This window comes from uncultured Endozoicomonas sp., assembly GCF_947495845.1.
GTDB lineage: Bacteria > Pseudomonadota > Gammaproteobacteria > Pseudomonadales > Endozoicomonadaceae > Endozoicomonas.
Genome location: NZ_CANMAO010000024.1, coordinates 1 through 24942 on the forward strand (window position 1 = coordinate 1; position 24942 = coordinate 24942).

Sequence of the window (24942 nt, forward strand, 5' to 3'; positions counted from 1 at the left end):
TACCCAGTATGGAAGCCAGCTCATACCTTATTATGCATTGCTATATCTGGCTTGCGGTGTTTTTGTCCCGTACATAGCGCCTCCACTAAAGGTCTAATAACGTTTAAGGAAGATATACAGGAATTAACATCAGGCCTTAATAGCTCTTTTGGGTCAAGCATTGCCTTACAGATATCTAACAAAACATTTCGTAAGGCCGGATTATGTTCTCTTAGTGAAACTAAGAAATAACCCTCCCGAAATACCTGCTCTCCTCCAACCTCACCCCAGCAAACATTAAACGGTTGTTGAATATCCAGATGATCTGAAAACAAATTGGAGATAATGATACCTGCAGAATTGATCATAGACCGCTCATCTGCTTTTGCTTTCTTCCCTGTCGCCAACTCAATTGCTGCATAATGGATATCAATAAGCATTTGATCAGCGCTAGATTGTAGGGCCTCATGATAATCTACGGCATCGAAATCAATTGCATTTACCTCATCTTTTTTTTCATCATAAAGAAGATTGCCAGGATGAAAATCATGATGCCCTACCCCCGCTGCTACCAACGTCCGGATACACTCAAGAATTTTTGTTGATAGAGCAATCTTTTCAGATAGACTCCACTCTTTAGAGAAAACAAAATCAGAAAGCTGGACTCCTGGCACAAAATTTATATCAATATATCGATAGCCATCAAGTACGCCTGAGCCCATAGAACCAAGCTGACTAGCCAGCTTCGAATACTCCGATTGTGCATTTGCATCTTCTTTCTGCTTCTTCAGCTTTCTAAGTTCTCCTAGCTTCCAGTCTCCAGTGCTCTGACCCTTTAATAATTTGTTAGCATCAAACACCTGGCTAAAGTGTCCCTTACTCGGATTATCCAGCTTGAACTGGAATAACTCTGGGGTAGATCCATCCTTAGCAAACCCAATAAGATGAAAACCTTTAGATGAAATTAATTCACAACCATTATTGAATCCGCTTTTTAGTTTATTAAATAAACAGTTTATTTAAACATCAGAAAATGCAGGAGAGCTTTCAACAATACTTTGATTGGAATGATTCAGAGGCGAGAAGGTTACACAGTCTCTTTTATTATGTAATGGAATCATGATCGCTAACCTTAAAGAAATATTAGCTCGTCCACGATATCACGTATTAGTTTTATTCAGGCTGGAACATATTTAGAGGAGAGTGATAATTTTGATAATAAAAAAAGCCGGGCGAACCCGGCTTTTATATAACTTATTCTTCGTCAGCTGCTTCGACTGCTTCAACAGCAGGACGATCCAGTAACTCAACATAAGCCATAGGAGCGTTATCACCATGGCGGAAACCGCACTTGATGATGCGGATGTAACCGCCTGGACGCTCTTTAAAACGCGGACCCAAGTCAGTAAACAGTTTGCCAACAGCAGCCTTGTCACGAAGACGATCGAACGCAAGACGACGGTTAGCAACGCTGTCTTCTTTAGACAGAGTGATCAGCGGTTCAGCAACACGACGAAGCTCTTTAGCCTTCGGCAGTGTTGTTTTGATTACTTCATGCTCAACCAGGGAAGCAGTCATGTTCTTGAACATCGCTTTGCGATGTGAACTGTTCCGGTTGAGCTTGCGGCCACTTTTACGATGACGCATGGCACAAACTTCCTCTTTTTACTGGACGCTACCTCTGTTTCAACAACGGTGGTAGCGCTCAGCCGCAATTAAGCAGAAACCTTGTCGTCGCCCTTCAGACTGGCCGGTGGCCAGTTGTCGAGACGCATACCCAGGCTCAGACCACGAGAAGCAAGTACATCCTTGATTTCAGTCAGGGATTTCTTGCCAAGATTCGGAGTCTTGAGCAATTCAACTTCAGTTCGCTGGATCAGGTCACCAATGTAGTAGATATTCTCTGCTTTGAGGCAGTTAGCACTACGTACAGTAAGTTCAAGATCATCAACAGGACGGAGAAGAATCGGGTCAACTTCATCCTCTTCCTTCACTGGCTCTGGCTCAGACTCACCTTCCAGATCAACAAATACAGCCAACTGCTGCTGCAGAATAGTCGCAGCACGGCGGATGGCTTCATCCGGATCCAGAGTACCATTGGTTTCCAAGTCAATAACCAGCTTGTCGAGGTCAGTACGCTGTTCAACACGAGCACTTTCTACGACATAGGAAACACGGTATACAGGGCTGTAGGTGGCATCCAGCTGCAGACGACCGATAGCACGAGTTTCCTCTTCGTCTTGACGACGGCTGTCGGCTGATTCATACCCACGACCACGAGCAACCCGCAGTTTCATGTTCAGATTGCCCTTGTCATTCATGTGGGCAATAACATGATCAGGATTAACGATTTCAACATCGTGATCCAGCTGGATGTCAGCAGCGGTGACGACACCGGCACCTTTTTTGCTCAGAGTCAGAGTAACGCTGTCACGGCCAGTCATACGAATAGCCAGACCTTTCAGGTTGAGCAGGATTTCGATAACGTCTTCCTGAACACCTTCAATGGCGCTGTATTCGTGCTGTACGCCATCAATCTCTACTTCTGTCACGGCACAGCCGGGCATAGAAGAGAGAAGGATACGACGCAGGGCATTACCAAGAGTATGCCCAAAACCACGCTCAAGCGGTTCCAGGGTAACCTTTGCCCGTGTCAGACTGATTTCTTCGACATCAATATGTCGAGGAGTTAAAAATTCAGTAACCGAATTCTGCATGGATGTCACACCCCACCTAACTGTCTATCCCTTACTTGGAGTACAGCTCGACGATCAAGTTTTCGTTGATGTCGGCCGCCAGATCACTCCGCTCGGGCAGCGTCTTGAAGATGCCTTCTTTTTTAGTAGCATCGACTTCAACCCACACGGAAAAACCGCGTTGAGCTGCAAGTTCAAGCGCTGCACTGATACGCAGCTGGTTCTTTGCCTTTTCACGGATAGCAACCACGTCACCAGCTTTAACCTGGTAAGACGGGATGTTTACAGTCTTGCCATTAACCATGACAGCTTTGTGGCTGACCAGCTGACGCGCTTCTGCACGGGTAGAACCGAATCCCATGCGGTAAATCACGTTATCAAGGCGTGACTCAAGAAGTTGCAACAGGTTAGAGCCTGTAGCACCCTTCAGACGGTCAGCTTCCTTGTAGTAATTACGGAACTGCTTTTCCAGAACGCCGTAGATACGACGAACTTTCTGCTTCTCACGAAGCTGCACACCGTAGTCGGAAAGACGACCACGACGCTGGCCATGCTGACCAGGTGCATTTTCTGCCTTGCACTTTGACTCGAGCGCACGAACACCACTCTTCAGGAAGAGATCGGTGCCTTCACGACGAGACAATTTGCACTTAGGGCCTATATATCTAGCCATTTACCGTTCTCCTGCTTATACACGACGCTTCTTGGGCGGACGACAACCATTGTGTGGGATCGGAGTAACATCAGTGATGTTATTGATCTTGAAACCACAAGCGTTGAGCGCGCGTACAGCGGATTCACGGCCTGGACCAGGCCCTTTAACATTCACGTCGAGATTCTTCAGACCAAACTCAGCGGCTGCACGTCCAGCACGTTCAGCAGCAACCTGTGCAGCGAACGGAGTACTTTTACGGGAACCACGGAAGCCGGAGCCACCTGCAGTTGCCCAGGACAATGCATTACCCTGGCGGTCGGTAATTGTCACGATAGTGTTGTTAAAAGAGGCGTGGATATGGGCTACGCCATCCACTACCGACTTTTTAACCTTCTTACGTGTACGAGTACCTGGCTTTGCCATATCAGAACAAATCCTGTATTAAAAAAGTCGTTGCTGTCTCATTAAAGAGAGTCAACGATCTTACTTACGAATCGGTTTGCGCGGACCCTTACGAGTACGGGCATTAGTCTTCGAACGCTGACCACGAACCGGCAGACTGCGACGGTGGCGAAGACCACGATAGCAACCCAGATCCATGAGGCGTTTGATGTTCATGCTGATTTCGCGACGCAGGTCACCCTCAACGTTCAGTTTTGCAACTTCAGTACGCAGGGATTCCAGCTGATCTTCGCTCAGATCAGATACTTTGGCAGAAGGGTTAACACCAGTAGTAGCACAAAGCTGCTGAGCTGAAGTTTTACCAACACCAAAAATGTAGGTCAACGAGATAACGGCATGTTTGTTATCTGGAATGTTGACGCCAGCAATACGGGCCATTCAATCGTCTCCGTTATTACATTTAACCGTACATCAGCTATTTGCAATTCTTTCGAACTTAAATAAGACTGAAGTACGTCACCATTTCATTTCTCTGATTTTCATCAGTCTCCTGAGAATGGCTGCCTTCATCCTGTTGCACTGTTAAGGCTCGTGTAAAACACAGCCCTCTAATAACAACAGGTCGAAAGGCGGAAATTCTAATCCGTCTTTCGATAAAACACAACCGCTCATGACAAAATCATGAACGGCTGTGTAATTCTTGGTCACATTAAACCAGATCAGGTTTCATTCAGGAATCCGTAGATTCCCGATTAATGTTAGCCCTGACGCTGTTTGTGACGTGGCTCCTGACAGATCACGCGTACATTACCCTTACGCTTAATGATCTTACAGTTGCGGCAGATTTTTTTAACCGACGCACGTACTTTCATAACTTACTCCACAACCGTTGCAGAACTACTCTATAAAAGAGTCTCTTAACGAGTGGTAACTAGCGAACCAAGCCGCCGTTACCATAGCCCTTAAGATTGGATTTCTTCAGCAGCGACTCATACTGATGCGACATGAGATGCGACTGCACCTGAGCCATGGTGTCCATCACCACGACAACCACGATCAACAAGCTGGTTCCCCCGAGGTAGAAAGGCACGTTAGCCGACACTACCAGAAACTGAGGAATCAGACATACTGCTGTCATGTAAAGAGCACCGAACATAGTCAGGCGAGTCAGTACACCATCAATATAACGCGCAGACTGTTCACCAGGACGAATACCCGGAATGAATGCGCCTGACTTCTTCAAGTTATCAGCAACATCTTTTGGATTAAAGACAAGCGCCGTATAGAAGAAACAGAAAAAGATGATGCCTGCCGAGAACAGTAGGATGTTCAGTGGCTGACCCGGACCCAGCGCCAGAGCAATATCTTGCAACCAACCCATGCTTTCACCCTGGCCGAACCACTGCGCAATTGACGCAGGGAACAGCAGCAAGCTTGAAGCAAAGATAGCTGGTATAACACCCGCCATATTAACTTTCAAAGGCAGATGACTGCTCTGAGCCGCAAACACCTTACGTCCTTGTTGACGCTTGGCATAGTTTACGGTGATCCGACGCTGTCCACGCTCAATAAAGACCACAAATGCGATGATCGCGACTGCCAGTATAGCGACAGCCAGCAACATCAGAATATTAACGTCACCCTGACGTGCGGACTCGAAAGACCGCACAATCGCACTTGGTAGACCTGCGACAATACCTGCAAAGATGAGAATCGAGATGCCGTTGCCAATACCTCTTTCAGTCACTTGTTCACCCAGCCACATCATAAAGACGGCACCGGTAACGAATGTAACAACAGCCACTATGTAGAAGCTCATGTCAGTGCTGAAGGCAACACCCTGATTGGCCAGACCGACAGTCATGCCAGTGCCCTGAATCAGAGCAAGGGCAACGGTCAGGTAGCGGGTGTACTGGCTTATCTTGCGACGTCCGGACTCACCTTCCTTTTTAAGTTGCTCCAACTGCGGGCTCACTACGCTCATCAACTGAACAATAATGGACGCCGAAATATAAGGCATGATACCCAGAGCAAGTACAGACATTCTCTCCAGCGCACCGCCAGAGAACATGTTGAACAGGCCTAATATTGTGCCTTCATTTTGTTGAAACATCCGAGCCAGTGCATCAGGGTTGATGCCCGGCACAGGGATGTGCGCACCGATCCTGTAAACCAGGATCGCCAGAAACACGAACTTAACACGAGACCATAGCTCGTTTAAGCCGCTTTGATTCCCAACAGGTAGTGTCTTAGCCATTTAGTCCTCGATCTTACCACCGGCAGCTTCAATCGCAGCACGGGCGCCTTTGGTAACAGCCAGACCTTTAATGGTGACTGCTTTAGCCAATTCGCCAGACAGTACCACTTTCGCACGTTTGATGCTACCACCGATCAGATCTGCAGCTTCCAGAGCCGCCAGGTCGATCACGTCAGCTTCAACGTTGTTCAATTCGTGCAGACGAATTTCAGCAGTAAAGCGCGCCTTGCGAGAAGTGAAACCGAATTTAGGTAGACGACGCTGTAATGGTTGCTGACCGCCTTCGAAACCAGGCTTAACAGAACCACCAGAACGAGCCTTCTGACCTTTATGGCCACGACCGCCGGTCTTGCCCAGGCCGGAGCCTATGCCACGACCTACGCGCTTACCCTCTTTGCGGCTACCTTCAGCCGGGCTCAGAGTATTCAAACGCATATTATTCTCCTTCTACCCGGACAAGGTAGGAAACCTTGTTGATCATGCCACGAACCGCTGGAGTATCTTCTACTTCAACAGTGTGTCTGATACGACGCAGGCCCAAACCCCGTACGCAAGCCTTATGGCTTTCGAGGCGACCGCTGGTGCTCTTCAAGAGCGTCACTTTGATCATCTTCTTAGCCATGACTTACCCCAGGATGTCCTCAACAGCCTTGCCACGCTTAGCAGCAATGCCTTCAGGAGAACGCATGTCACGCAGACCGTTGAAAGTTGCACGAACGACGTTCACAGGATTGGTGGAACCGTAGCATTTAGCCAGTACGTTATGCACACCAGCTACTTCAAGAACGGCACGCATTGCACCACCGGCGATAACACCAGTACCTGCAGAAGCAGGCTGCATGTAAACCTTGGAAGCACCGTGACGGGCTTTCACTGCGTACTGCAGAGTGTCACCGTTCAGGTCAACATTAATCATGTTGCGACGGGCAGCTTCCATAGCTTTCTGGATAGCGATTGGCACTTCACGGGCTTTACCGCGACCGAAACCAACCTTACCCTTGCCATCACCAACAACGGTCAGTGCTGTAAAGCCGAAGATACGGCCACCTTTCACCACTTTGGCTACTCGGTTGACCTGCACCAACTTCTCAATCAAGCCTTCGTCGTTGTTAGGCTTACGATCATCTCTATCTCTTGCCATGACGTTCTACCCTTAGAATTCCAGTCCGCCTTCACGGGCTGCATCGGCTAACGCCTTGACACGACCGTGATATTTGAAACCAGAGCGGTCAAACGCCACCTTGGTCACACCCGCCGCCTTGGCACGTTCAGCAACCAGAGCACCAACTTTCTTGGCAGCATCTACGTTACCGGTAGCTTCGCCACGCAGTTCTTTTTCAACAGTGGAGGCAGTAGCCAACACTTTGTCGCCGTTAGCGGCGATAACCTGCGCATAAATGTGGCGAGGCGTACGATGAATGCTCAGACGTATGGCACCCAGCTCACGCATCTTAACCCTTGCACGAAGGGCACGACGCAGGCGAGAAGATTTTTTGTCCATCATGATCTCACCCTACCTTACTTTTTCTTGGCTTCTTTGCGACGAACACGTTCGTCAGCATAGCGAACACCCTTACCTTTATAAGGCTCAGGACGACGGAATTCACGAATTTCCGCAGCAACCTGTCCGACCAACTGCTTGTCGATACCCTGCACCAGAATTTCAGTCTGGGTTGGGGTTTCTGCAGTCACGCCTTTTGGCAGGCTGTATTCAACCGGATGGGAGAAGCCCAGGTTCAAAGTCAAGGTATTACCCTTGGCCTGTGCACGATAACCAACACCAACCAGCTGAAGCTTTTTAGCAAAGCCAGTGGTGACACCAGTTACCATGTTGTTAACCAGAGCACGGGTGGTTCCTGCCAGAGCACGCGAGTACTTGGCACCATCACGTGGAGCAAACGTCAGAACGCTTTCTTCCTGTGCAACTTCGACATTGTTGTGAACAACAAGTTCCAGTTGACCTTTAGGTCCTTTGATAATCAGACCTTGGCCATCGTGCTTGATCTCTACACCAGCAGGGATAGCAACAGGGCTTTTGGCTACTCGAGACATAATACCCCTCCCTTAGAATACTGTGCAGAGAATTTCGCCACCAACACCGGCTGCACGAGCAGCACGTTCGGTCATTACACCTTTGTTGGTTGACACGATAGCGATACCCAGACCGCTGTTTACTTTAGGCAGAGCTTCTTTACCAGCGTAAGAACGCAGTCCAGGACGGCTGCTACGCTTCAAACTCTCAATAACTGGCTTGCCTTCGAAATATTTCAGTTCGATGGTTAGCTCAGGTTTTTCTTCACCAGAAACAAAGAAGTCTGCGATGAAGCCTTCGTCCTTCAAAACCTGGGCAACAGCCACTTTGATTTTAGAGGATGGCATGGTGACAGAGACGTGCTCTGCCATCTGGGCATTACGGATACGAGTTAGCATATCTGCTAACGGGTCCTGCATACTCATTATCTATATCTCCCGAAGATGAAATGGCTTACCAGCTGGCCTTAACCAGACCTGGAACATCACCACGCATCGCTGCTTCACGCAGCTTGATACGGCTCAGGCCGAATTTGCGCAGAACGCCGTGTGGACGTCCAGTAACTCGACAGCGGTTACGCAGACGAGATTTACTCGCGTCACGCGGCTGCTTTTGAAGAGCTACTTGTGCATCCCAACGCTCATCTTCAGTGCTGTTAGGATTGTTAATCACAGCTTTCAGCTGTGCGCGCTTTTCAGCGAATTTGGCAACGGTTTGCTGACGCTTCAGTTCCCGTTGCTTCATGGATACTTTTGCCATAAAACTCGTACCTGTATCAGTTACGGAATGGGAAGTTGAAAGCCTTCAGCAGAGCACGGCCTTCATCGTCATTCTTAGCAGTTGTGGTCAGAGTAATGTCCAGACCGCGAAGAGTGTCGATTTTGTCGTAATCAACTTCAGGGAAGATGATTTGCTCTTTAACACCCATGCTGTAGTTACCACGTCCGTCGAAGGACTTGGCACTCACACCACGGAAGTCACGTACACGTGGCAGAGCGATGTCAACCAGACGCTCCAGAAACTCATACATGCGATCGCTACGTAGAGTTACCTTCACACCGATTGGCCAACCTTCACGAACCTTGAATCCAGCAACAGAGTTGCGAGCCTTGGTTACCACAGGCTTCTGACCGGCGATTTTTTCCATGTCAGCCAGTGCGTGCTCGATGACTTTCTTGTCACCAATCGCTTCACCCACACCCATGTTCAGGGTGATTTTAGTGATGCGTGGCACTTCATGAACGTTCTTCACACCTAGCTCATCTTGGAGCTTTGGAAGAATCTCTTCACGATATTTAGTTTTGAAATTTGCCATCACTCTCCCCTTACGCGCCAACAGGCTTGCCGTTAGACTTGAATACGCGCTGCTTATTACCATCTTCAGAAGTGGTAAAGCCAACACGATCAGCCTTGTTGGTTTCAGGGTTCAGAAGCGCAACGTTAGAAGCTTGAATAGCCGCTTCTTTCTCTACGATTCCACCAGGAGTGCCCAACATTGGGTTAGGCTTCTGATGCTTCTTCATCATGTTGATGCCAGAAACAATCAGCTTGCCGTCAGCACGAACGGTTTGCACTTTACCGCGCTTACCTTTGTCCTTGCCGGCAATTACGATGACTTCGTCATCACGACGGATCTTTTTCATGTTCTGCTCCCGTTACAGTACTTCTGGGGCCAGTGAAATGATCTTCATAAACTGCTCACCGCGCAGTTCACGAGTCACTGGTCCAAAGATACGTGTACCGATAGGCTGGTTGTTTGCGTTAAGCAGAACAGCCGCATTGCCATCGAACTTGATCAGGGAGCCGTCTGGACGACGAACACCTTTACGTGTACGAACAACAACGGCGTTCATCACCTGGCCTTTTTTGACCTTACCGCGAGGAATTGCTTCCTTAACGGATACTTTGATGATGTCACCAATGTGTGCGTAACGGCGATGGGAGCCTCCCAACACCTTGATACATTGTACTCGACGTGCGCCGCTGTTATCAGCGACTTCGAGTTCACTTTCTGTTTGGATCATTACTTTATCTCCAAGCCCAAACTGCAGGCGGGTACTCGCCGGCTATCATACAAACAGCCGAACCGACAGACAATAAAAAACCATCTGGCAGGTCGGCCATCATTAACTCAAGCCCAAAGCACCTAAGCCTTAGATCTGAGTGGCACGCTCGTCAATGGATACAAGTGCAAATGTCTTGCTCTTTGACAGAGGACGCGTCTCTTTAATGGTTACAACGTCGCCCATACGGCATTCGTTGTTCTCATCATGAGCGTGCAACTTGGTGGACCGCTTCACGATTTTACCCAGAAGCGGATGCTTTACCCGGCGTTCGATGAGAACAGTGACGGTTTTATCCATCTTGTCGCTCACAACCTTGCCGGTAAGAGTACGGACCATTTTAGCTTCAGTCATCTTTTTACGCTCCTGCCTTTTGGTTCAGGATGGTTTTCACGCGAGCGATGTCGCGCTTAACCTGCTTCAGCAGATGACTCTGTGCCATTTGGCCAGTAGCTTTCTGCATACGGAAATTAAACTGATCCCGCAGCAGAGAGAGAAGCTCAGTATTGAGCTCCTCTACAGACTTTTCACGCAGTTCAGCAGCATTCATCACATTACGCTCCGCTTAACGAAGGTAGTTTCCAGTGGCAGCTTCGCAGCAGCCAGAGCAAAGGCTTCACGAGCCAGCTCTTCGGACACACCTTCCATCTCATAGAGAACGCGGCCTGGTTGAATCTGGCACACCCAGTATTCCACGTTACCCTTACCTTTACCCTGACGAACCTCAAGAGGCTTGCCGGTGATCGGCTTGTCTGGGAAGACGCGGATCCAGATTTTACCACCACGCTTAACGTGACGGGTCATGGCACGACGAGCCGCTTCAATCTGACGCGCAGTTATACGTCCACGACCAACAGCTTTCAATGCGTATTCGCCGAAGCTAACCTTGGAGCCGCGCAGAGCCAGACCGCGGTTGCGGCCTTTCATCTGCTTACGGAACTTAGTACGTTTAGGTTGTAACATTTCCGCGCTCCTTAATTCTTAGCTTGACGCTTTTTATTAGGGCGACGTGGCTGCTGATCTTTTGGAGTTTCAATAACCGGTGGAACGCCACCAATTACTTCACCTTTAAAGATCCAGACCTTCACGCCCAGGATACCGTAAGTAGTCAGGGCTTCGTACTGCGCGTAATCAATGTCAGCACGCAGAGTGTGAAGCGGCACACGACCTTCGCGATACCATTCGGTACGTGCGATTTCAGCGCCACCCAGACGACCACTCAACTGAATCTTGATACCCTTGGCACCCATGCGCATAGCATTTTGTACAGAGCGCTTCATGGCACGACGGAACATCACACGACGCTCCAGCTGACCAGCGATGCTCTGAGCTACCAGCATGGCATTCAGTTCAGGCTTACGAATTTCTTCAATGTTGATGTGTACAGGCACGCCCATCATTTTAGTAATGGCCTGACGCAGCTTCTCAACGTCTTCGCCTTTCTTACCAATCACGATACCTGGACGGGCAGTGTGAATAGTAATACGAGCGCTTTGAGCTGGACGCTGGATATCAACGTGACTGACAGAAGCATTTTTCAGCTTCTGCTCTATGAAACTACGCACTGCCAGATCGGCATTCAGCTTGTCAGCGTAATCGCTACCGTCTGCGAACCAGACTGAACGATGAGGCTTGACGATGCCAAGGCGAATTCCATTAGGATGTACTTTTTGACCCATGTGACCGCTCCTTAGACCTCTGCAACCTTAACCGTAATATGGCAAGACCGCTTCAGAATGCGATCAGCACGACCCTTGGCACGTGGACGAATACGCTTCATGGTCATTGCTTCATCAACGAAGCAAGTAGACACTTTCAGCTCATCAATATCCATGCCGTCATTGTGCTCAGCGTTTGCAATAGCAGACTCAAGCACTTTCTTAACCAGAACCGCAGCTTTCTTAGGGCTGTAGCTCAGCAGATTCAGGGCTTCGCCTACTGCCTTGCCGCGAATCTGGTCAGCGACCAGACGCGCTTTCTGGGCAGAAATGCGAGCGCCTTTATGCATAGCAGCAACTTCTTTCATTTCATAACCCTCTTAGCGCTTCTTGGCCTTTTTGTCTGCTGCATGGCCGCGATATGTACGGGTAGCAGCAAACTCGCCCAGCTTATGACCGACCATGTCTTCACTGACGAAAACAGGTACGTGCTGACGACCGTTATGAACAGCCAGAGTCAGACCAACCATAGTTGGGATAATCATTGAGCGGCGTGACCAGGTCTTGATCGGACGCTTGTTGCCGCTATCAGCCGCTTCTTCGACCTTCTTCAACAGGTGAAGGTCGATAAATGGGCCTTTTTTCAGTGAACGTGGCACTATCGTATCCTCTCTCTGGGCTTACTTCGCGCTGCGACGACGTACGATCATTTTATCCGTACGCTTGTTGGAACGAGTCTTACGACCCTTAGTCGGAACACCCCATGGCGTCACAGGATGACGACCACCGGAAGTACGACCTTCACCACCACCATGTGGGTGATCAACCGGGTTCATGGCAACACCACGAACGGTTGGACGCACACCACGCCAGCGCTTAGCACCCGCTTTACCCAGGGAGCGCAAACTGTGCTCACTGTTAGAGACTTCGCCCAGAGTGGCACGACAGTCAGCCAATACTTTACGCATTTCACCGGAACGCAGACGCAGAGTAACGTAAGCACCGTCACGAGCGACCAGCTGGGCAGAAGCACCAGCACTGCGGATCATCTGAGCGCCTTTACCAGGCTTCATTTCTACACAGTGTACGATGGAACCCTGTGGGATATTGCGCAATGGCAATGTATTTCCCGCTTTGATCGGGGCATCAACACCGGAGAAAAGTTGATCACCGGCTTTCACACCTTTAGGTGCGATAATGTAACGACGCTCACCGTCAATGTATTTCAACAGAGCGATATGCGCGGTACGGTTTGGATCGTACTCCAGACGCTCAACAACAGCTGGAATGCCATCCTTGTTGCGACGAAAATCTACGATACGATAGTGCTGCTTGTGACCACCACCACGATGACGGGTAGTGATACGGCCAGCATTGTTGCGACCACCAGTTTTAGACTTCTTTTCCAGCAGAGGCGCGTATGGACGGCCTTTGTGGAGGTCAGGGTTTACAACCTTGACTACGAAGCGGCGACCTGGAGAAGTCGGCTTGCATTTGATAACTGCCATTCTCTAGCTCCTTATTCCGCGTCCGCGAAGTCAATTTCCTGACCTTGCTCCAGGCTGACGTAAGCCTTTTTCCAGTCTGAGCGATGGCCCATACCGAAACGTGTACGCTTAGTCTTGCCCTTAACAACGACAGTCCTGACAGCTTTAACGCTGACTTCAAACAGCTGCTCAACAGCTTTTTTGATTTCGAGCTTGGTTGCGTCCTTAGCTACCTTAAAGACGTACTGGTTATGCTCTTCAGCAACAACAGTGGCCTTCTCGGAAATGTGAGGACCAAACAGTACTTTAAAAATACGTTCCTGGTTCATCCCAGCATCTCCTCGAACTTCTTGATGGCAGCAACAGTCATCACGACTTTGTCGTGAGCAACCAGACTAACCGGATCAATACCCTGTACGTCACGAACATCCACATAAGGAATGTTGCGAGCAGCCAGATAAATGTTCTGATCCACTTCTTCGGACACGATCAACGCGCCGTTAGCGTTCAGCTCATTCAGCTTGGCAACAACCAGTTTTGTCTTAGGGGATTCAACAGCGAACTGCTCAACCACCACCAGACGATCTTGACGAACCAGCTCAGACAAGATGGAGCGCAGTGCTGCGCGGTACATCTTTTTATTCAGCTTTTGAGTGTGATTCTGTGGTTTAGCAGCAAAAGTTCTGCCGCCCCCGCGCCACAATGGGCTACGGATGGTACCGGCGCGCGCACGACCGGAACCTTTTTGACGCCATGGCTTACGACCACCGCCGCTAACTTCGCTGCGTGTCTTTTGCGCCTTGGTACCTTGACGAGAACCCGCCATGAAAGCAACAACCGCCTGGTGAACCAGAGTTTCGTTGAATTCAGTGGCAAAAGTTACGTCTGAGACCTGAACGGCATCTGCACCGTTTACCTTCAGTTCCATTATTTAATCCCCTCAGGCAGCAGCTGCAGCTTTAACCGCTGGCTTAACAACAACGTCAGCACCGGTAGCACCAGGTACTGCGCCTTTTACCAGCAGCAGGTTACGTTCGCTATCTACGCGGACGATTTCCAGGGACTGTACGGTTACTTTCTCAGCACCCATATGCCCAGCCATTTTCTTGCCTTTGAAGACCCGACCAGGAGTCTGACACTGGCCGATAGAACCAGGCGCACGGTGAGACAGTGAGTTACCGTGAGTCGCGTCCTGCATACGGAAGTTGTAGCGTTTAATAACGCCCTGAAACCCCTTACCCTTGGACTGACCGGTAACGTCTACCTTCTGACCATCTGCAAACAGATCTACACCGATAACGTCGCCTACGCTATAAGAAGCGTCTTCGTCGATACGGAATTCCCAAAGCCCATCACCAGCTTCAACGCCTGCTTTGGCGAAGTGGCCAGCCTTTGGCTTGCTTAAACGGCTGCTTTTTTTGCTACCAGAAGTTACCTGAATCGCTGTGTATCCGTCGGTATCCAAGGTTTTAACCTGGGTAACACGGTTTGGATCAACTTCGATTACGGTTACTGGTATTGAAGCACCGTCTTCGGTGAAAACACGGGTCATACCGCGTTTCTTGCCGACTAATCCAATAGTCATTTCAACCTCTCTCGTGTACGGGGCTAACACCCACTATGGCCGCTCACTTCAGAGCTGTTACACAAAAGTGTGCACACTTTGATGGAGAGCCCATTGGCCTTATTAACCGAGACTGATTTGCACTTCAACGCCGGCTGCCAAGTCCAGCTTCATCAGTGCGTCTACAGTTTTTTCGGTGGGCTCGATGATATCGAGAAGGCGTTTATGAGTACGGATTTCATACTGATCACGAGCGTCTTTATTGACGTGTGGAGAAATCAGAACTGTAAAACGTTCTTTTCGGGTTGGCAGAGGGATAGGACCACGCACCTGCGCACCAGTTCTCTTCGCAGTATCAACGATTTCCTGCGTAGACTGGTCAATCAGGCGATGATCAAAAGCTTTCAGACGAATGCGAATTTGCTGCGCCTGACCGCTTTGTTTTGATTGTTGGCTCATCTTGTTCTAACCATGGTATATAAAGAACGAAGTCTGGTGATCAATGTCACCAAGACAAAAGGACGCAAAATCTTACTAATCACAAAAGCATCTGTCAAGACAAGTATTCAGACAAACTTTATCTCAAACAAGTGTTCAGCTAATTTGTGCTCTGTAAAACGGTCGAATCATCTGCCAAAAATCATACTCTTATCCAGCCATAGAATTGTATAAGGATTATCTGAAACCCTGAGAGGCGTCTGCTTATTTTTGATTATCCAGACCAACCTGTTAATTTATAAAGAACATCTACACGAACATGGCATAAGTAAAAATGGAGATCACTCCTTTGACGCAAACATCCACCCCGAGACAACCAAGGAAACAAAAAACACCACAAACATACCGAATTGAAATACGACGTGCTCCACTACCCAGAGATTCTGGGGCGCCTCTATCGACAACCCTCAAACATTACCCAGTAGCCTCACCCCCCCCTGAATACCACCAACCAACTTGCTATCAATGCAGAATCAAAATAAAGGCATAGAAAAATGAGCACACAGACACTTCAACTAACAGAACCCCTGATAGACTACCTGCACAAATTTGGCTTACGAGAACACCCAATACAGGCACAACTCAGAACACTCACCAGCAAACACCCCAGGAGCGTTATGCAAATTTCTCCCGAACAAGGGCAATTTATGGGCATGCTCGCCAAACTAATCAACGCTAAACAATGCATAGAGATCGGTACGTTTACCGGGTACAGCGCACTATCTGTCGCACTAAATCTCCCCAAGGATGGAACACTTATCGCCTGCGACATCAGCCCTGAATACACAGATCTTGCAAAACCCTACTGGAAACAAGCTGGCGTAGATCAAATCATCGATCTTAACATAGCCCCCGCATCTGACACCCTTTCACGACTCATTACCGAAGGGCGGGAAAACACGTTCGATATGGCTTTTATTGATGCGGATAAAACCGGTTACGACACTTATTACGAGCAATGCTTAAAGCTGATTCGCCCCGGCGGACTCATCCTTATTGATAACGTACTTTGGAGCGGGCATGTTGCCGAAACAGCCGGAATTGACGAGGATACTACTGCGCTCAAAGTACTTAATATAAAGGTTCATCAAGACGACCGTGTCGACATGATGATACTGCCCATTTCTGATGGATTATCGATCATCATTAAACGCTAACCCAAATATTTCCAAGACTTAAACATGGCAGCCTGACCATAATACTCTTGCGAGCCATCATATAGATTCCAGACTTTTGCATTTTCTATATAGAAGCGTCGTCCACTTGAGGAAATCCTTATGCCTGTGTAATCAGATATGCAACCTCGTGCGGCAACCTCATCCAACAAGCGCTGCCGCTCTTCTCTAGAAATCATCTCAGCGGACTTTCTTGAAGGTAACCGAGTAAAAGCATCAAAATCCAGTTCGAAAAGCCTTAACGCCATCTCATTACCAAAATTAAACACTGGATCCGATTCGACACCATGTGAAACAAGTACGAACTCAGCCTTCCATATAGCCTCAACCATCTCTACTGGAGATAACCCTGAACCAATTAACCGCTTATTAAAACAAGACTCAAAACTGTCAAGCACAACAACCAAGTGATTCTGAATCGCTTTTGACTGTAAACGCTCAAGCATCACACCCTCCCATCACCACCATAATTATATCTACGAGCGCCCGGCCTTTAGATTTTAGCAATAACAATCCGCAAGTGATTGTAGACCGATGACAAACCAGCAAATGCATCAAAATCTAATCCGAAGAACTTTAAAGCCACCTTGCTGTTACCAAAATTTTATACGCAACCCCTGAACTATTTACTGATCGTACTGTCAAATATTCGATTTCATAGGATCACTTACTTGACCCACATTTGATTTTAATATTTTCCTATCAAAGGAACAGAACCATGGTGAATCCACAACCACCCTCACCTCCCTCTTCATCTGACATTAATGCAGCAGACACCTCCCCCCTTCATCAAACTGAACCCAGAGAAACCACTTGGTATCGCTCTGTTTTCTCACTACAGAATGCCAGCAAGATCATTCAATATGTTGGAGTAGTCGCTGGAGCACTCGCTACCGGAGTGGCACTTGGCTATTTAATGCAGGGATCCCCCTCAGACACAAGGATCAGTGACAGATCAGCCTCTCAACCACCAGCAGGGGACATCAAGAATTATTCTCTAGAGACTTTTAAAAAACAGGTAACCAGCTCGCAGGACAGGATTACTGAAAGAGTAGCTTTTATCGAGGACGCAATACAAAACCATTCCGAAAAGATGGCAGCTCTTGAAAAAAAGATATTTACACAAGCACCCACCGTTACATACGCTTCTTATTTTGAAGAAACACATGATATTGATAAATCCGATGATAATGAGCCTGCACCCTTAGACACGACTAAACCACCGCTATCTGACCCCCTGCAGGCCACCAAAACAATTGCCGCCGTATCGATAGATCTAGATATTTTAAACTTTAAAAAAATCGAAATCGATAGATTTTTTGACTCAACAACCAAAGTCATGTGCTTTATTGGTAGAATTACAGACAACTTCCCTTTATCACCTTCAACTCCTTCAAACAATGACATTAGCTGTGTACAAGCCTACCCGATCACACCAGAAGCTCTCGAAGCGCTAAAATACACTCCCGATACCGAAGTGTATAAACACTCCCTAAGTATTGGAGATAAAGCACTCTGTGTTATGCGGACATACGACCCCGATAGCAAGATCGCCTTGTATATCGCATATTCAAAACAGTGGTTCAATTTTGGTGGCACCGGCAGCTTTAAGCATTCAATTTCCTCAGTTGAACTGAAGACCAAACAACCTTAGCTCTTTTCTATAGACAAAAAAAACCCAGCTAAAGCCGGGTTTTTGGAGGTAACTTTACATCTTTTAAAATCGTCGATTATTCGAAGATTTTAGCAACAACACCAGCACCAACTGTACGGCCGCCTTCACGAATCGCGAAACGCAGACCTTCTTCCATAGCTACCGGGTTGATCAGAGTAGCTACAAAGTTGATGTTATCACCAGGCATTACCATTTCAACGCCTTCGTTCAGCTCAACAGCACCAGTCACGTCAGTAGTACGGAAGTAGAACTGTGGACGGTAGCCCTTGAAGAATGGAGTGTGACGACCGCCTTCTTCTTTGGACAGGATGTACACTTCAGCTTCGAACTTGGTGTGCGGAGTAACGGTACCTGGCTTAACCAGACACTGACCACGCTCAACGTCTTCACGCTTAGTACCACGCAGCAGAGCACCGATGTTCTCGCCTGCACGACCTTCGTCAAGCAGCTTACGGAACATTTCAACACCAGTAACAGTAGTCTTGGTAGTGTCTTTGATACCAATGATTTCTACTTCGTTACCAACGTTAACGATACCACGCTCAACACGACCAGTTACAACAGTACCACGGCCAGCGATGGAGAATACGTCTTCGATAGGCATCAGGAACGGCTGATCAATAGCACGCTCTGGCTCTGGGATGTAAGAATCCAGAGTTTCTACCAGCTTCTTAACAGCGGTAGTACCCATTTCGTTAGCGTCTTCACCGTTCAGAGCCATCAGGGCAGAACCGATGATGATTGGAGTGTCGTCGCCTGGGAAGTCGTACATGTCCAGAAGTTCGCGAACTTCCATCTCTACCAGTTCCAGCAGCTCTTCGTCGTCTACCATGTCAGCTTTGTTCAGGAATACCACGATGTATGGTACACCTACCTGACGAGACAGCAGGATATGCTCACGAGTCTGTGGCATGGGGCCATCAGCAGCGGAACATACCAGGATAGCGCCGTCCATCTGAGCAGCACCAGTGATCATGTTTTTAACATAGTCAGCGTGGCCTGGGCAGTCTACGTGTGCGTAGTGACGAGCTGGGGAATCATACTCTACGTGTGCAGTAGAGATGGTGATACCACGCTCACGCTCTTCAGGAGCGTTATCGATCTGGTCGAATGCACGCATGGTGCCGCCCCAGATTTCTGCACATACGCGAGTCAGCGCAGCAGTCAGAGTGGTTTTACCGTGGTCAACGTGACCGATGGTGCCGACGTTTACGTGCGGCTTATTACGTTCAAATTTTTCCTTAGCCATTTCTCTTAACCTTAAGCTATAGATAAGTTTGATATCAGGTATGATTTCAGGCCGGCATTCTAACAGCGATTGCTTATGGAAAGGAATTTCTCAGTGCAAAAAAACTGAGAAATTCCATTGCTTTCGTAAAAGCATCCACAGACTACGCAATCAGACTACCAAATCCAATCAACCCTGGTTCTTGATAACCGCATCAGCAATGCTGGCGGGCGCTTCGGCATACTCATGGAATTCCATGGTGTATGTAGCACGCCCCTGGGTTGCTGAACGCAGGTCAGTAGCGTAGCCGAACATTTCACCCAGTGGCACCTGAGCGTTAATCACTTTACCGGAAGAACGGTCTTCCATGCCCTGAACAATACCGCGACGACGGTTCAAGTCACCCATAACGTCACCCATGTAGTCTTCAGGTGTTACCACCTCAACCTTCATCATAGGTTCCATCAGGACTGGCTGAGCCTGAGGCGCATACTTCTTCAGTGCCTGCGAAGCAGCGATTTTAAACGCCATTTCGTTGGAGTCAACATCGTGGAAAGATCCATCGTACAGACGAGCGCGCAGACCCAGCAATGGGTAGCCGGCGATAACGCCGTTCTTCATCTGCTCTTCGATACCTTTCTGGATCGCCGGGATGTACTCCTTAGGAATCGCACCACCTACGATTTCGTTGATGAATTCCAGACCCTCTTCGCCAGCGGCGGCAGGAGAGAATTCAACAACAACGTGACCATACTGACCACGACCACCAGACTGCTTGGCAAACTTGTGGTTAGCGTCAACGGAAGCTTTGATCTTCTCGCGGTACGCAACCTGAGGCTTACCAATGTTCGCTTCTACCTTGAACTCACGACGCATACGGTCAACGAGGATATCCAGGTGAAGCTCACCCATGCCGGAGATAATGGTCTGGCCACTTTCTTCGTCAGTGTGAACGCGGAAAGATGGATCTTCCTGAGCCAGTTTGCCCAGTGCGATACCCATTTTTTCCTGGTCAGCTTTTGTCTTTGGCTCAACAGCAACAGAGATTACTGGCTCTGGGAATTCCATGCGTTCCAGAGTAATAATGCTGTCCATTGAACACAGAGTGTCACCAGTGGTTACATCTTTCATGCCGATCAGGGCAACGATGTCACCAGCCACACACTCTTTAAGCTCTTCACGGTTGTTCGCGTGCATTTGCACCATTCGACCAACACGTTCTTTCTTATGCTTAACCGGGTTGTAAACTGTATCACCGGAATTCAGAACGCCGGAGTAGTTACGAACGAAGGTCAGCGTACCCACGAATGGGTCGGTAGCAATTTTGAACGCCAGAGCAGAGAAAGGCGCATTGTCGTCCGCTTCACGAACAGCAACAGTACCGTCTTTGTCGTCCAGGATACCTTCGATCGCTTTAACTTCTTTTGGAGAAGGCATCAGCTCGATTACAGCATCCAGAACCGCCTGCACACCTTTGTTCTTGAAGGCAGAACCACCGAAGACAGGAATGATCTCGTTCGCCAGAGTACGGGCACGGATACCGGCCTTGATCTCTTCTTCGGACAGATCACCTTCTTCAAGGTACTTTTCCATCATTTCATCAGTGGCTTCGGCAGCGGCTTCAACCATGTATTCGCGCATTTCTGCACACAGGTCAGCCATATCTGCAGGAATATCTTCGTAAGTGAAGGTCATTCCCTGGTCTTCTTCGTTCCAGATGATGGATTTCATCTTAACGAGGTCAACCACGCCTTTGAATTCATCTTCAGCGCCGATGGTCATTTGCATAGGAACAGCTACAGCGTTCAAACGCTCACGCAGCTGACTGACTACCATTTCGAAGTCAGCACCGGTGCGGTCCATCTTGTTCACGAAGACCATACGTGGTACTTCGTACTTATCAGCCTGACGCCATACGGTTTCAGTCTGAGGCTGAACACCGGAGGAGCCACACAGCACAACAACTGCGCCGTCAAGTACACGCAGGGAACGCTCTACTTCGATAGTGAAGTCAACGTGTCCTGGAGTATCGATGATGTTAACGCGGTGCTCATCAAACTGAGCGTCCATTCCGCGCCAGAAACAGGTAGTCGCAGCGGACGTGATAGTAATACCACGCTCCTGCTCCTGCTCCATCCAGTCCATGGTGGCTGCACCATCATGAACTTCACCGATTTTATGGCTCAGGCCGGTGTAAAACAGTACACGTTCTGTAGTCGTTGTCTTACCCGCGTCAACATGGGCACAAATACCGATGTTGCGATAGCGGTTGATCGGGGTTTTACGGGCCACGATACAATCCTCTGATACTTAGAAACGGTAGTGGGAGAATGCCTTGTTGGCTTCAGCCATACGATGCACGTCTTCACGCTTCTTAACTGCAGCGCCCTTGCTTTCGGCAGCGTCCATCAGTTCTCCAGCCAGGCGGAGCTTCATGGATTTTTCACCACGCTTACGCGCAGCGTCTACCAGCCAACGCATGGCCAGAGCAGTACGACGAGCAGGGCGAACTTCAACAGGCACCTGGTAAGTAGCACCACCAACACGGCGGGACTTAACCTCTACCATAGGAGCGATAGTTTCCAGAGCTTTTTCGAACAGCTCCAGAGGCTCCTTGCTGGTGCGTTCCAGAACAACGTCCAGAGCACCATAAACGATCTTTTCAGCGACAGATTTCTTACCGCTGACCATCACGTGGTTGATGAATTTAGTGAGTGTTTTATTACCAAACTTAGGATCTGGTAACACGTCGCGCTTAGCGACTACGCGTCTTCTTGGCATTGATAAGCCCTCTACGTCGGTCTTCAGGTAATCCAGGAACAGTCAGCAGCTAACTGCCTCAGCCCGGCCTTACTCTCATCAACCTAATGTTGAATTCTTGCTCTCTTGAGCTTTACACCGGCCTTTCACCGGCAAAACCTGAACTAATCCGTAGATTCGAATTACTTCTTAGGTCTCTTGGTGCCGTACTTGGAACGGCCCTTCTTACGGTCGTTAACACCCTGGGTATCCAGGCTACCGCGAACGGTGTGATAACGAACACCTGGCAAGTCTTTTACACGACCGCCACGGATCAGAACAACACTGTGCTCTTGCAGGTTGTGACCTTCACCACCAATGTAGGAAGTCACTTCGAAACCGTTAGTCAGACGCACACGACATACTTTACGCAGCGCAGAGTTAGGCTTCTTAGGGGTTGTGGTGTAAACACGGGTACAAACACCACGACGCTGTGGACACGCCTGCAGCGCAGGCACATCGGTCTTTTTGACCTTACGCTTGCGTGGCTTGCGCACCAACTGGTTAATTGTTGCCATTCAGCAAACTCCAAATCTCATTAATGAGGATCGTTTCTAAGGTTTCTCGTAAGAGAATGAATCTGAATCGTCAGAGGATTGGCAATCCAGAATCGGCTTTAAACAGCAAAAGCCGGCGTCAACCGGCTTATGCAGCACCTGAGCTCTACTTACTTGTAACGTGTCAAGCACTCGGAGCACAGATAGAATAAAGCGCACAAATTTTACGGGGCGATGATACTAACGTCAAGTATGGGTTGAACCATTTAATTATGTGGATTCACATATCATGGCATGTGGGATACCGCGATCACGAAGACAGGAGAGCTAAACTCACTCAAACTCAGACTATTTTATCCCCCACCTCCTCTATTCATATTTAATTTCTTACCTTTTCTGCTTGCCCGACAATAAGCAAAGTGCCGCCTATTACTGCTCCGCTGTCTAGGAGCCTGTCGGACTTACCACTGACCTACTGCGAAAAAGCCGACAGGCTCCTAGGCTATTTTTTCCAGCAACTTGAGGGAAGCTGCCCGTCGTTTTGCAAATATGCTAGAGTCCCGCTTTTATTCTTTTAAGTTTAGGTTTTATGAAACGCGAACTGGCAATCGAATTTTCAAGAGTCACAGAAGCCGCTGCTCTGGCTGGCTATAAATGGCTTGGTCGTGGTGACAAAAACGCTGCCGATGGTGCGGCCGTGGAAGCTATGCGAACCATGCTAAACAAAGTTTCCATGAATGGCGAAATCGTCATTGGAGAAGGGGAAATAGACGAAGCCCCTATGTTGTTCATTGGCGAAAAAGTGGGTACTGGCGAAGGGGAAAGCGTTGATATCGCAGTCGACCCCATTGAAGGCACCCGCATGACCGCTATGGGCCAGAATAATGCCATTGCCGTTCTGGCCGCTGGAGAGAAAGGCTCTTTCCTGAAAGCGCCTGATATGTATATGGAAAAGCTGGTTTGCGGTCCTGGAGCCAAGGGCATCATCGACCTGAACATTGGTCTGAAAGAAAACATTCATAATGTCGCCCGCGCCCTTCACAAGCCTATTGAAAGTTTGGTTGTTATTACCCTCGCTAAACCTCGCCATGACAGCGCCATTGCCATGATGCAGAATATGGGCGTGAAAGTATTTGCCATTCCTGACGGCGATGTTGCTGCGTCTATTCTGACCTGCATGCCAGACAGCGAAGTGGACTTAATGTACTGTGTTGGCGGTGCGCCGGAAGGTGTTGTTTCTGCTGCCGTTATCCGCGCGCTTGGCGGAGATATGAATGGTCGACTATTAACCAGAGATCAGGCTAAAGGGGAAACGCCGGAAAACATCGAAGCCGGTAAGCTGGAAGCTGAACGCTGCAAAGAGATGGGGGTTGAGCCCGGTAAGCTGCTACGACTGGACGACATGGCCAGCTCCGATAACGTGGTTTTCTCGGCAACAGGTATTACTAAAGGCGACCTGCTTCAGGGTATTACCCGCAATGGTAACCTCGCGACCACCGAAACTCTGGTGGTTCGTGGCAAATCACGCACCATACGCCGCATCCAATCCAGTCATTATCTGGATCGTAAGGATGATGACATCAAAAACATCATCCTTTAATCGCAGCCCTTTTTTTATGTAGCCCTTCCTTTATATAGAGTACTGCGCTAATGCAGTACTCCTGACTCTTCAATACAGATATTGAGTAATGTTATATGAGCTGTCACAGAATCAATGAACTGGCTGAACTATTAATGCCCGAATGGCAAAAGCAAAGCCACCTTAACCTGGTACAAATCATTGAATCTCTTGCATCGGAAGCAGGGCATAAAGGCCCTCTAAACGAAGTAACCGATGACATCCTGATCTATCACCTCAAAATGAAAGGTGAAACGCCGGATGCCATGATTCCAGGTATCGCTAAAGATGTTGAAGTTGATTTTAAAGCGGCCTTGCTAAAAGCCCGTGGTATTACATAACCTCTGCTCCACCCGATGTCCTCATATATTATCCGGTGAAGCTTGCCTGGCTTCACTACCTAAACCATCTTTCCCAAATACAAGCGCACCCCACTGATTATTTTCATCTATCTGCAGCTAAGAAAGTTGAACCTTCCTCCCTGTACAGCATCAAAGTTTGTTTATTTACTTCCTGATACTCTATGACTTACGGACACAGCTCGATAAAAAACGATAATTACTCCCATAACCCTCCTGTGACATCACACAAAAAATCAAATAGGCAGCAGAGACATCCCTCTTCGGGTAGGCAGTCAGCCGAAAAATATACCCCAGTGC

At 48.5% G+C, this 24942-nt stretch carries 38 protein-coding genes; 4 read left to right on the forward strand and 34 right to left on the reverse strand.

Annotated elements, in window-relative coordinates:
* Positions 1 to 20: 20 nt before the first annotated feature.
* From Q1B11_RS14880 to rpsJ, 29 genes are all read right to left on the reverse strand, one after another.
* Positions 21 to 839 carry a serine/threonine-protein kinase gene (locus Q1B11_RS14880; RefSeq protein WP_299734086.1) on the reverse strand — a complete coding sequence of 273 codons (819 nt, stop codon included), beginning with the start codon at positions 837 to 839 and terminating at the stop codon, positions 21 to 23.
* 394 nt (positions 840 to 1233) lie between these two features.
* Entirely contained in the window at positions 1234 to 1626 is a 393-nt protein-coding gene (gene rplQ, locus Q1B11_RS14885; RefSeq protein ID WP_067516611.1) for a 50S ribosomal protein L17, read from the reverse strand.
* 68 nt (positions 1627 to 1694) lie between these two features.
* Complete coding sequence (gene rpoA, locus Q1B11_RS14890) at positions 1695 to 2696, reverse strand: DNA-directed RNA polymerase subunit alpha (protein WP_067516609.1); 1002 nt, start codon at positions 2694 to 2696, stop codon at positions 1695 to 1697.
* 31 nt (positions 2697 to 2727) lie between these two features.
* Positions 2728 to 3348, reverse strand: a complete 621-nt coding sequence (rpsD, locus tag Q1B11_RS14895) for a 30S ribosomal protein S4 (RefSeq protein WP_067516606.1) — start codon at positions 3346 to 3348, stop codon at positions 2728 to 2730.
* Between the two features lie 15 nt (positions 3349 to 3363).
* Positions 3364 to 3753, reverse strand: coding sequence for a 30S ribosomal protein S11 (rpsK, locus tag Q1B11_RS14900; protein WP_067516604.1), 390 nt, complete (start codon positions 3751 to 3753; stop codon positions 3364 to 3366).
* A gap of 60 nt (positions 3754 to 3813) precedes the next feature.
* A complete protein-coding gene (gene rpsM / locus Q1B11_RS14905) occupies positions 3814 to 4170 on the reverse strand; it encodes a 30S ribosomal protein S13 (protein WP_067516602.1) in 357 nt (118 codons plus the stop codon).
* Positions 4171 to 4490: 320 nt separating this feature from the next.
* Entirely contained in the window at positions 4491 to 4604 is a 114-nt protein-coding gene (gene rpmJ, locus Q1B11_RS14910; RefSeq protein ID WP_081622108.1) for a 50S ribosomal protein L36, read from the reverse strand.
* 59 nt (positions 4605 to 4663) lie between these two features.
* On the reverse strand, positions 4664 to 5989 hold the full coding sequence (gene secY / locus Q1B11_RS14915) for a preprotein translocase subunit SecY (protein ID WP_067516600.1): 1326 nt from the start codon (positions 5987 to 5989) through the stop codon (positions 4664 to 4666).
* Positions 5990 to 6424, reverse strand: coding sequence for a 50S ribosomal protein L15 (gene rplO / locus Q1B11_RS14920; protein WP_067516598.1), 435 nt, complete (start codon positions 6422 to 6424; stop codon positions 5990 to 5992).
* Position 6425: 1 nt separating this feature from the next.
* Complete coding sequence (rpmD, locus tag Q1B11_RS14925) at positions 6426 to 6611, reverse strand: 50S ribosomal protein L30 (protein WP_020582398.1); 186 nt, start codon at positions 6609 to 6611, stop codon at positions 6426 to 6428.
* Positions 6612 to 6614: 3 nt separating this feature from the next.
* The gene (gene rpsE, locus Q1B11_RS14930; RefSeq protein WP_067516596.1) at positions 6615 to 7130 is read right to left on the reverse strand and encodes a 30S ribosomal protein S5; all 516 of its coding nucleotides are present in this window, start codon (positions 7128 to 7130) and stop codon (positions 6615 to 6617) included.
* A gap of 12 nt (positions 7131 to 7142) precedes the next feature.
* Positions 7143 to 7493 (reverse strand): 50S ribosomal protein L18, encoded by a 351-nt coding sequence (rplR, locus tag Q1B11_RS14935; protein WP_067516594.1) that lies wholly within the window; start codon positions 7491 to 7493, stop codon positions 7143 to 7145.
* Positions 7494 to 7507: 14 nt separating this feature from the next.
* Positions 7508 to 8041: a 50S ribosomal protein L6 gene (gene rplF, locus Q1B11_RS14940; protein WP_299734112.1), complete on the reverse strand. Its 534-nt coding sequence runs from the start codon at positions 8039 to 8041 to the stop codon at positions 7508 to 7510.
* A gap of 12 nt (positions 8042 to 8053) precedes the next feature.
* Positions 8054 to 8446, reverse strand: coding sequence for a 30S ribosomal protein S8 (gene rpsH / locus Q1B11_RS14945; protein ID WP_299734114.1), 393 nt, complete (start codon positions 8444 to 8446; stop codon positions 8054 to 8056).
* A 28-nt stretch (positions 8447 to 8474) separates the two neighbouring features.
* Complete coding sequence (gene rpsN / locus Q1B11_RS14950) at positions 8475 to 8780, reverse strand: 30S ribosomal protein S14 (protein ID WP_299734116.1); 306 nt, start codon at positions 8778 to 8780, stop codon at positions 8475 to 8477.
* A gap of 16 nt (positions 8781 to 8796) precedes the next feature.
* The gene (gene rplE / locus Q1B11_RS14955) at positions 8797 to 9336 is read right to left on the reverse strand and encodes a 50S ribosomal protein L5 (RefSeq protein ID WP_299734118.1); all 540 of its coding nucleotides are present in this window, start codon (positions 9334 to 9336) and stop codon (positions 8797 to 8799) included.
* Between the two features lie 10 nt (positions 9337 to 9346).
* On the reverse strand, positions 9347 to 9664 hold the full coding sequence (gene rplX, locus Q1B11_RS14960) for a 50S ribosomal protein L24 (protein ID WP_299734120.1): 318 nt from the start codon (positions 9662 to 9664) through the stop codon (positions 9347 to 9349).
* Positions 9665 to 9676: 12 nt separating this feature from the next.
* Entirely contained in the window at positions 9677 to 10045 is a 369-nt protein-coding gene (gene rplN / locus Q1B11_RS14965; RefSeq protein WP_067516582.1) for a 50S ribosomal protein L14, read from the reverse strand.
* A gap of 129 nt (positions 10046 to 10174) precedes the next feature.
* Positions 10175 to 10438 (reverse strand): 30S ribosomal protein S17, encoded by a 264-nt coding sequence (rpsQ, locus tag Q1B11_RS14970; RefSeq protein WP_067516580.1) that lies wholly within the window; start codon positions 10436 to 10438, stop codon positions 10175 to 10177.
* Between the two features lie 4 nt (positions 10439 to 10442).
* The gene (rpmC, locus tag Q1B11_RS14975) at positions 10443 to 10634 is read right to left on the reverse strand and encodes a 50S ribosomal protein L29 (RefSeq protein ID WP_067516578.1); all 192 of its coding nucleotides are present in this window, start codon (positions 10632 to 10634) and stop codon (positions 10443 to 10445) included.
* Positions 10634 to 11047, reverse strand: coding sequence for a 50S ribosomal protein L16 (gene rplP / locus Q1B11_RS14980; protein ID WP_067516576.1), 414 nt, complete (start codon positions 11045 to 11047; stop codon positions 10634 to 10636). Before rplP ends, rpmC begins: the two co-directional genes overlap by 1 nt.
* A gap of 11 nt (positions 11048 to 11058) precedes the next feature.
* Complete coding sequence (rpsC, locus tag Q1B11_RS14985; protein ID WP_299734125.1) at positions 11059 to 11763, reverse strand: 30S ribosomal protein S3; 705 nt, start codon at positions 11761 to 11763, stop codon at positions 11059 to 11061.
* Positions 11764 to 11774: 11 nt separating this feature from the next.
* Positions 11775 to 12110: a 50S ribosomal protein L22 gene (rplV, locus tag Q1B11_RS14990; RefSeq protein WP_067516572.1), complete on the reverse strand. Its 336-nt coding sequence runs from the start codon at positions 12108 to 12110 to the stop codon at positions 11775 to 11777.
* A 12-nt stretch (positions 12111 to 12122) separates the two neighbouring features.
* Positions 12123 to 12401 (reverse strand): 30S ribosomal protein S19, encoded by a 279-nt coding sequence (rpsS, locus tag Q1B11_RS14995; RefSeq protein WP_067516570.1) that lies wholly within the window; start codon positions 12399 to 12401, stop codon positions 12123 to 12125.
* A 21-nt stretch (positions 12402 to 12422) separates the two neighbouring features.
* On the reverse strand, positions 12423 to 13250 hold the full coding sequence (rplB, locus tag Q1B11_RS15000) for a 50S ribosomal protein L2 (RefSeq protein ID WP_299734126.1): 828 nt from the start codon (positions 13248 to 13250) through the stop codon (positions 12423 to 12425).
* Positions 13251 to 13261: 11 nt separating this feature from the next.
* A complete protein-coding gene (gene rplW / locus Q1B11_RS15005) occupies positions 13262 to 13558 on the reverse strand; it encodes a 50S ribosomal protein L23 (protein ID WP_067516566.1) in 297 nt (98 codons plus the stop codon).
* On the reverse strand, positions 13555 to 14157 hold the full coding sequence (gene rplD / locus Q1B11_RS15010) for a 50S ribosomal protein L4 (protein ID WP_067516564.1): 603 nt from the start codon (positions 14155 to 14157) through the stop codon (positions 13555 to 13557). The genes rplW and rplD overlap by 4 nt, the downstream gene beginning before the upstream one ends.
* A 12-nt stretch (positions 14158 to 14169) precedes the next feature.
* Complete coding sequence (rplC, locus tag Q1B11_RS15015) at positions 14170 to 14814, reverse strand: 50S ribosomal protein L3 (RefSeq protein WP_299734128.1); 645 nt, start codon at positions 14812 to 14814, stop codon at positions 14170 to 14172.
* A gap of 102 nt (positions 14815 to 14916) precedes the next feature.
* Entirely contained in the window at positions 14917 to 15252 is a 336-nt protein-coding gene (gene rpsJ / locus Q1B11_RS15020) for a 30S ribosomal protein S10 (protein WP_020582417.1), read from the reverse strand.
* Positions 15253 to 15785: 533 nt separating this feature from the next.
* Here rpsJ and Q1B11_RS15025 point away from each other — a divergent pair.
* Positions 15786 to 16448 carry a class I SAM-dependent methyltransferase gene (locus Q1B11_RS15025; protein ID WP_299734130.1) on the forward strand — a complete coding sequence of 221 codons (663 nt, stop codon included), beginning with the start codon at positions 15786 to 15788 and terminating at the stop codon, positions 16446 to 16448.
* Here the strand turns inward: Q1B11_RS15025 and Q1B11_RS15030 are convergent.
* The gene (locus tag Q1B11_RS15030) at positions 16445 to 16912 is read right to left on the reverse strand and encodes an MEKHLA domain-containing protein (RefSeq protein WP_299734132.1); all 468 of its coding nucleotides are present in this window, start codon (positions 16910 to 16912) and stop codon (positions 16445 to 16447) included. The two genes, Q1B11_RS15025 and Q1B11_RS15030, sit on opposite strands and share 4 nt — an antisense overlap.
* A gap of 272 nt (positions 16913 to 17184) precedes the next feature.
* Here Q1B11_RS15030 and Q1B11_RS15035 point away from each other — a divergent pair, with 272 nt between their 5' ends.
* Positions 17185 to 18120, forward strand: a complete 936-nt coding sequence (locus Q1B11_RS15035) for a CreA family protein (RefSeq protein ID WP_299734134.1) — start codon at positions 17185 to 17187, stop codon at positions 18118 to 18120.
* 76 nt (positions 18121 to 18196) lie between these two features.
* On the opposite strand, the gene tuf is transcribed toward Q1B11_RS15035, so the two are convergent.
* The 4 genes from tuf to rpsL all read right to left on the reverse strand — a co-directional run bounded on the left by tuf (position 18197) and on the right by rpsL (position 22686).
* Positions 18197 to 19390: an elongation factor Tu gene (gene tuf, locus Q1B11_RS15040; RefSeq protein ID WP_299734136.1), complete on the reverse strand. Its 1194-nt coding sequence runs from the start codon at positions 19388 to 19390 to the stop codon at positions 18197 to 18199.
* Between the two features lie 168 nt (positions 19391 to 19558).
* Positions 19559 to 21661, reverse strand: a complete 2103-nt coding sequence (gene fusA / locus Q1B11_RS15045) for an elongation factor G (RefSeq protein ID WP_299734138.1) — start codon at positions 21659 to 21661, stop codon at positions 19559 to 19561.
* A gap of 18 nt (positions 21662 to 21679) precedes the next feature.
* Entirely contained in the window at positions 21680 to 22150 is a 471-nt protein-coding gene (gene rpsG, locus Q1B11_RS15050) for a 30S ribosomal protein S7 (RefSeq protein ID WP_299734140.1), read from the reverse strand.
* 161 nt (positions 22151 to 22311) lie between these two features.
* Positions 22312 to 22686, reverse strand: coding sequence for a 30S ribosomal protein S12 (gene rpsL / locus Q1B11_RS15055; protein WP_299734142.1), 375 nt, complete (start codon positions 22684 to 22686; stop codon positions 22312 to 22314).
* Between the two features lie 568 nt (positions 22687 to 23254).
* Here rpsL and glpX point away from each other — a divergent pair.
* Together glpX and Q1B11_RS15065 are read left to right on the forward strand one after the other, a co-directional pair.
* Entirely contained in the window at positions 23255 to 24265 is a 1011-nt protein-coding gene (gene glpX, locus Q1B11_RS15060; RefSeq protein ID WP_067516551.1) for a class II fructose-bisphosphatase, read from the forward strand.
* 95 nt (positions 24266 to 24360) lie between these two features.
* Positions 24361 to 24624: a YihD family protein gene (locus Q1B11_RS15065; protein ID WP_299734146.1), complete on the forward strand. Its 264-nt coding sequence runs from the start codon at positions 24361 to 24363 to the stop codon at positions 24622 to 24624.
* Positions 24625 to 24942: the final 318 nt, after the last annotated feature.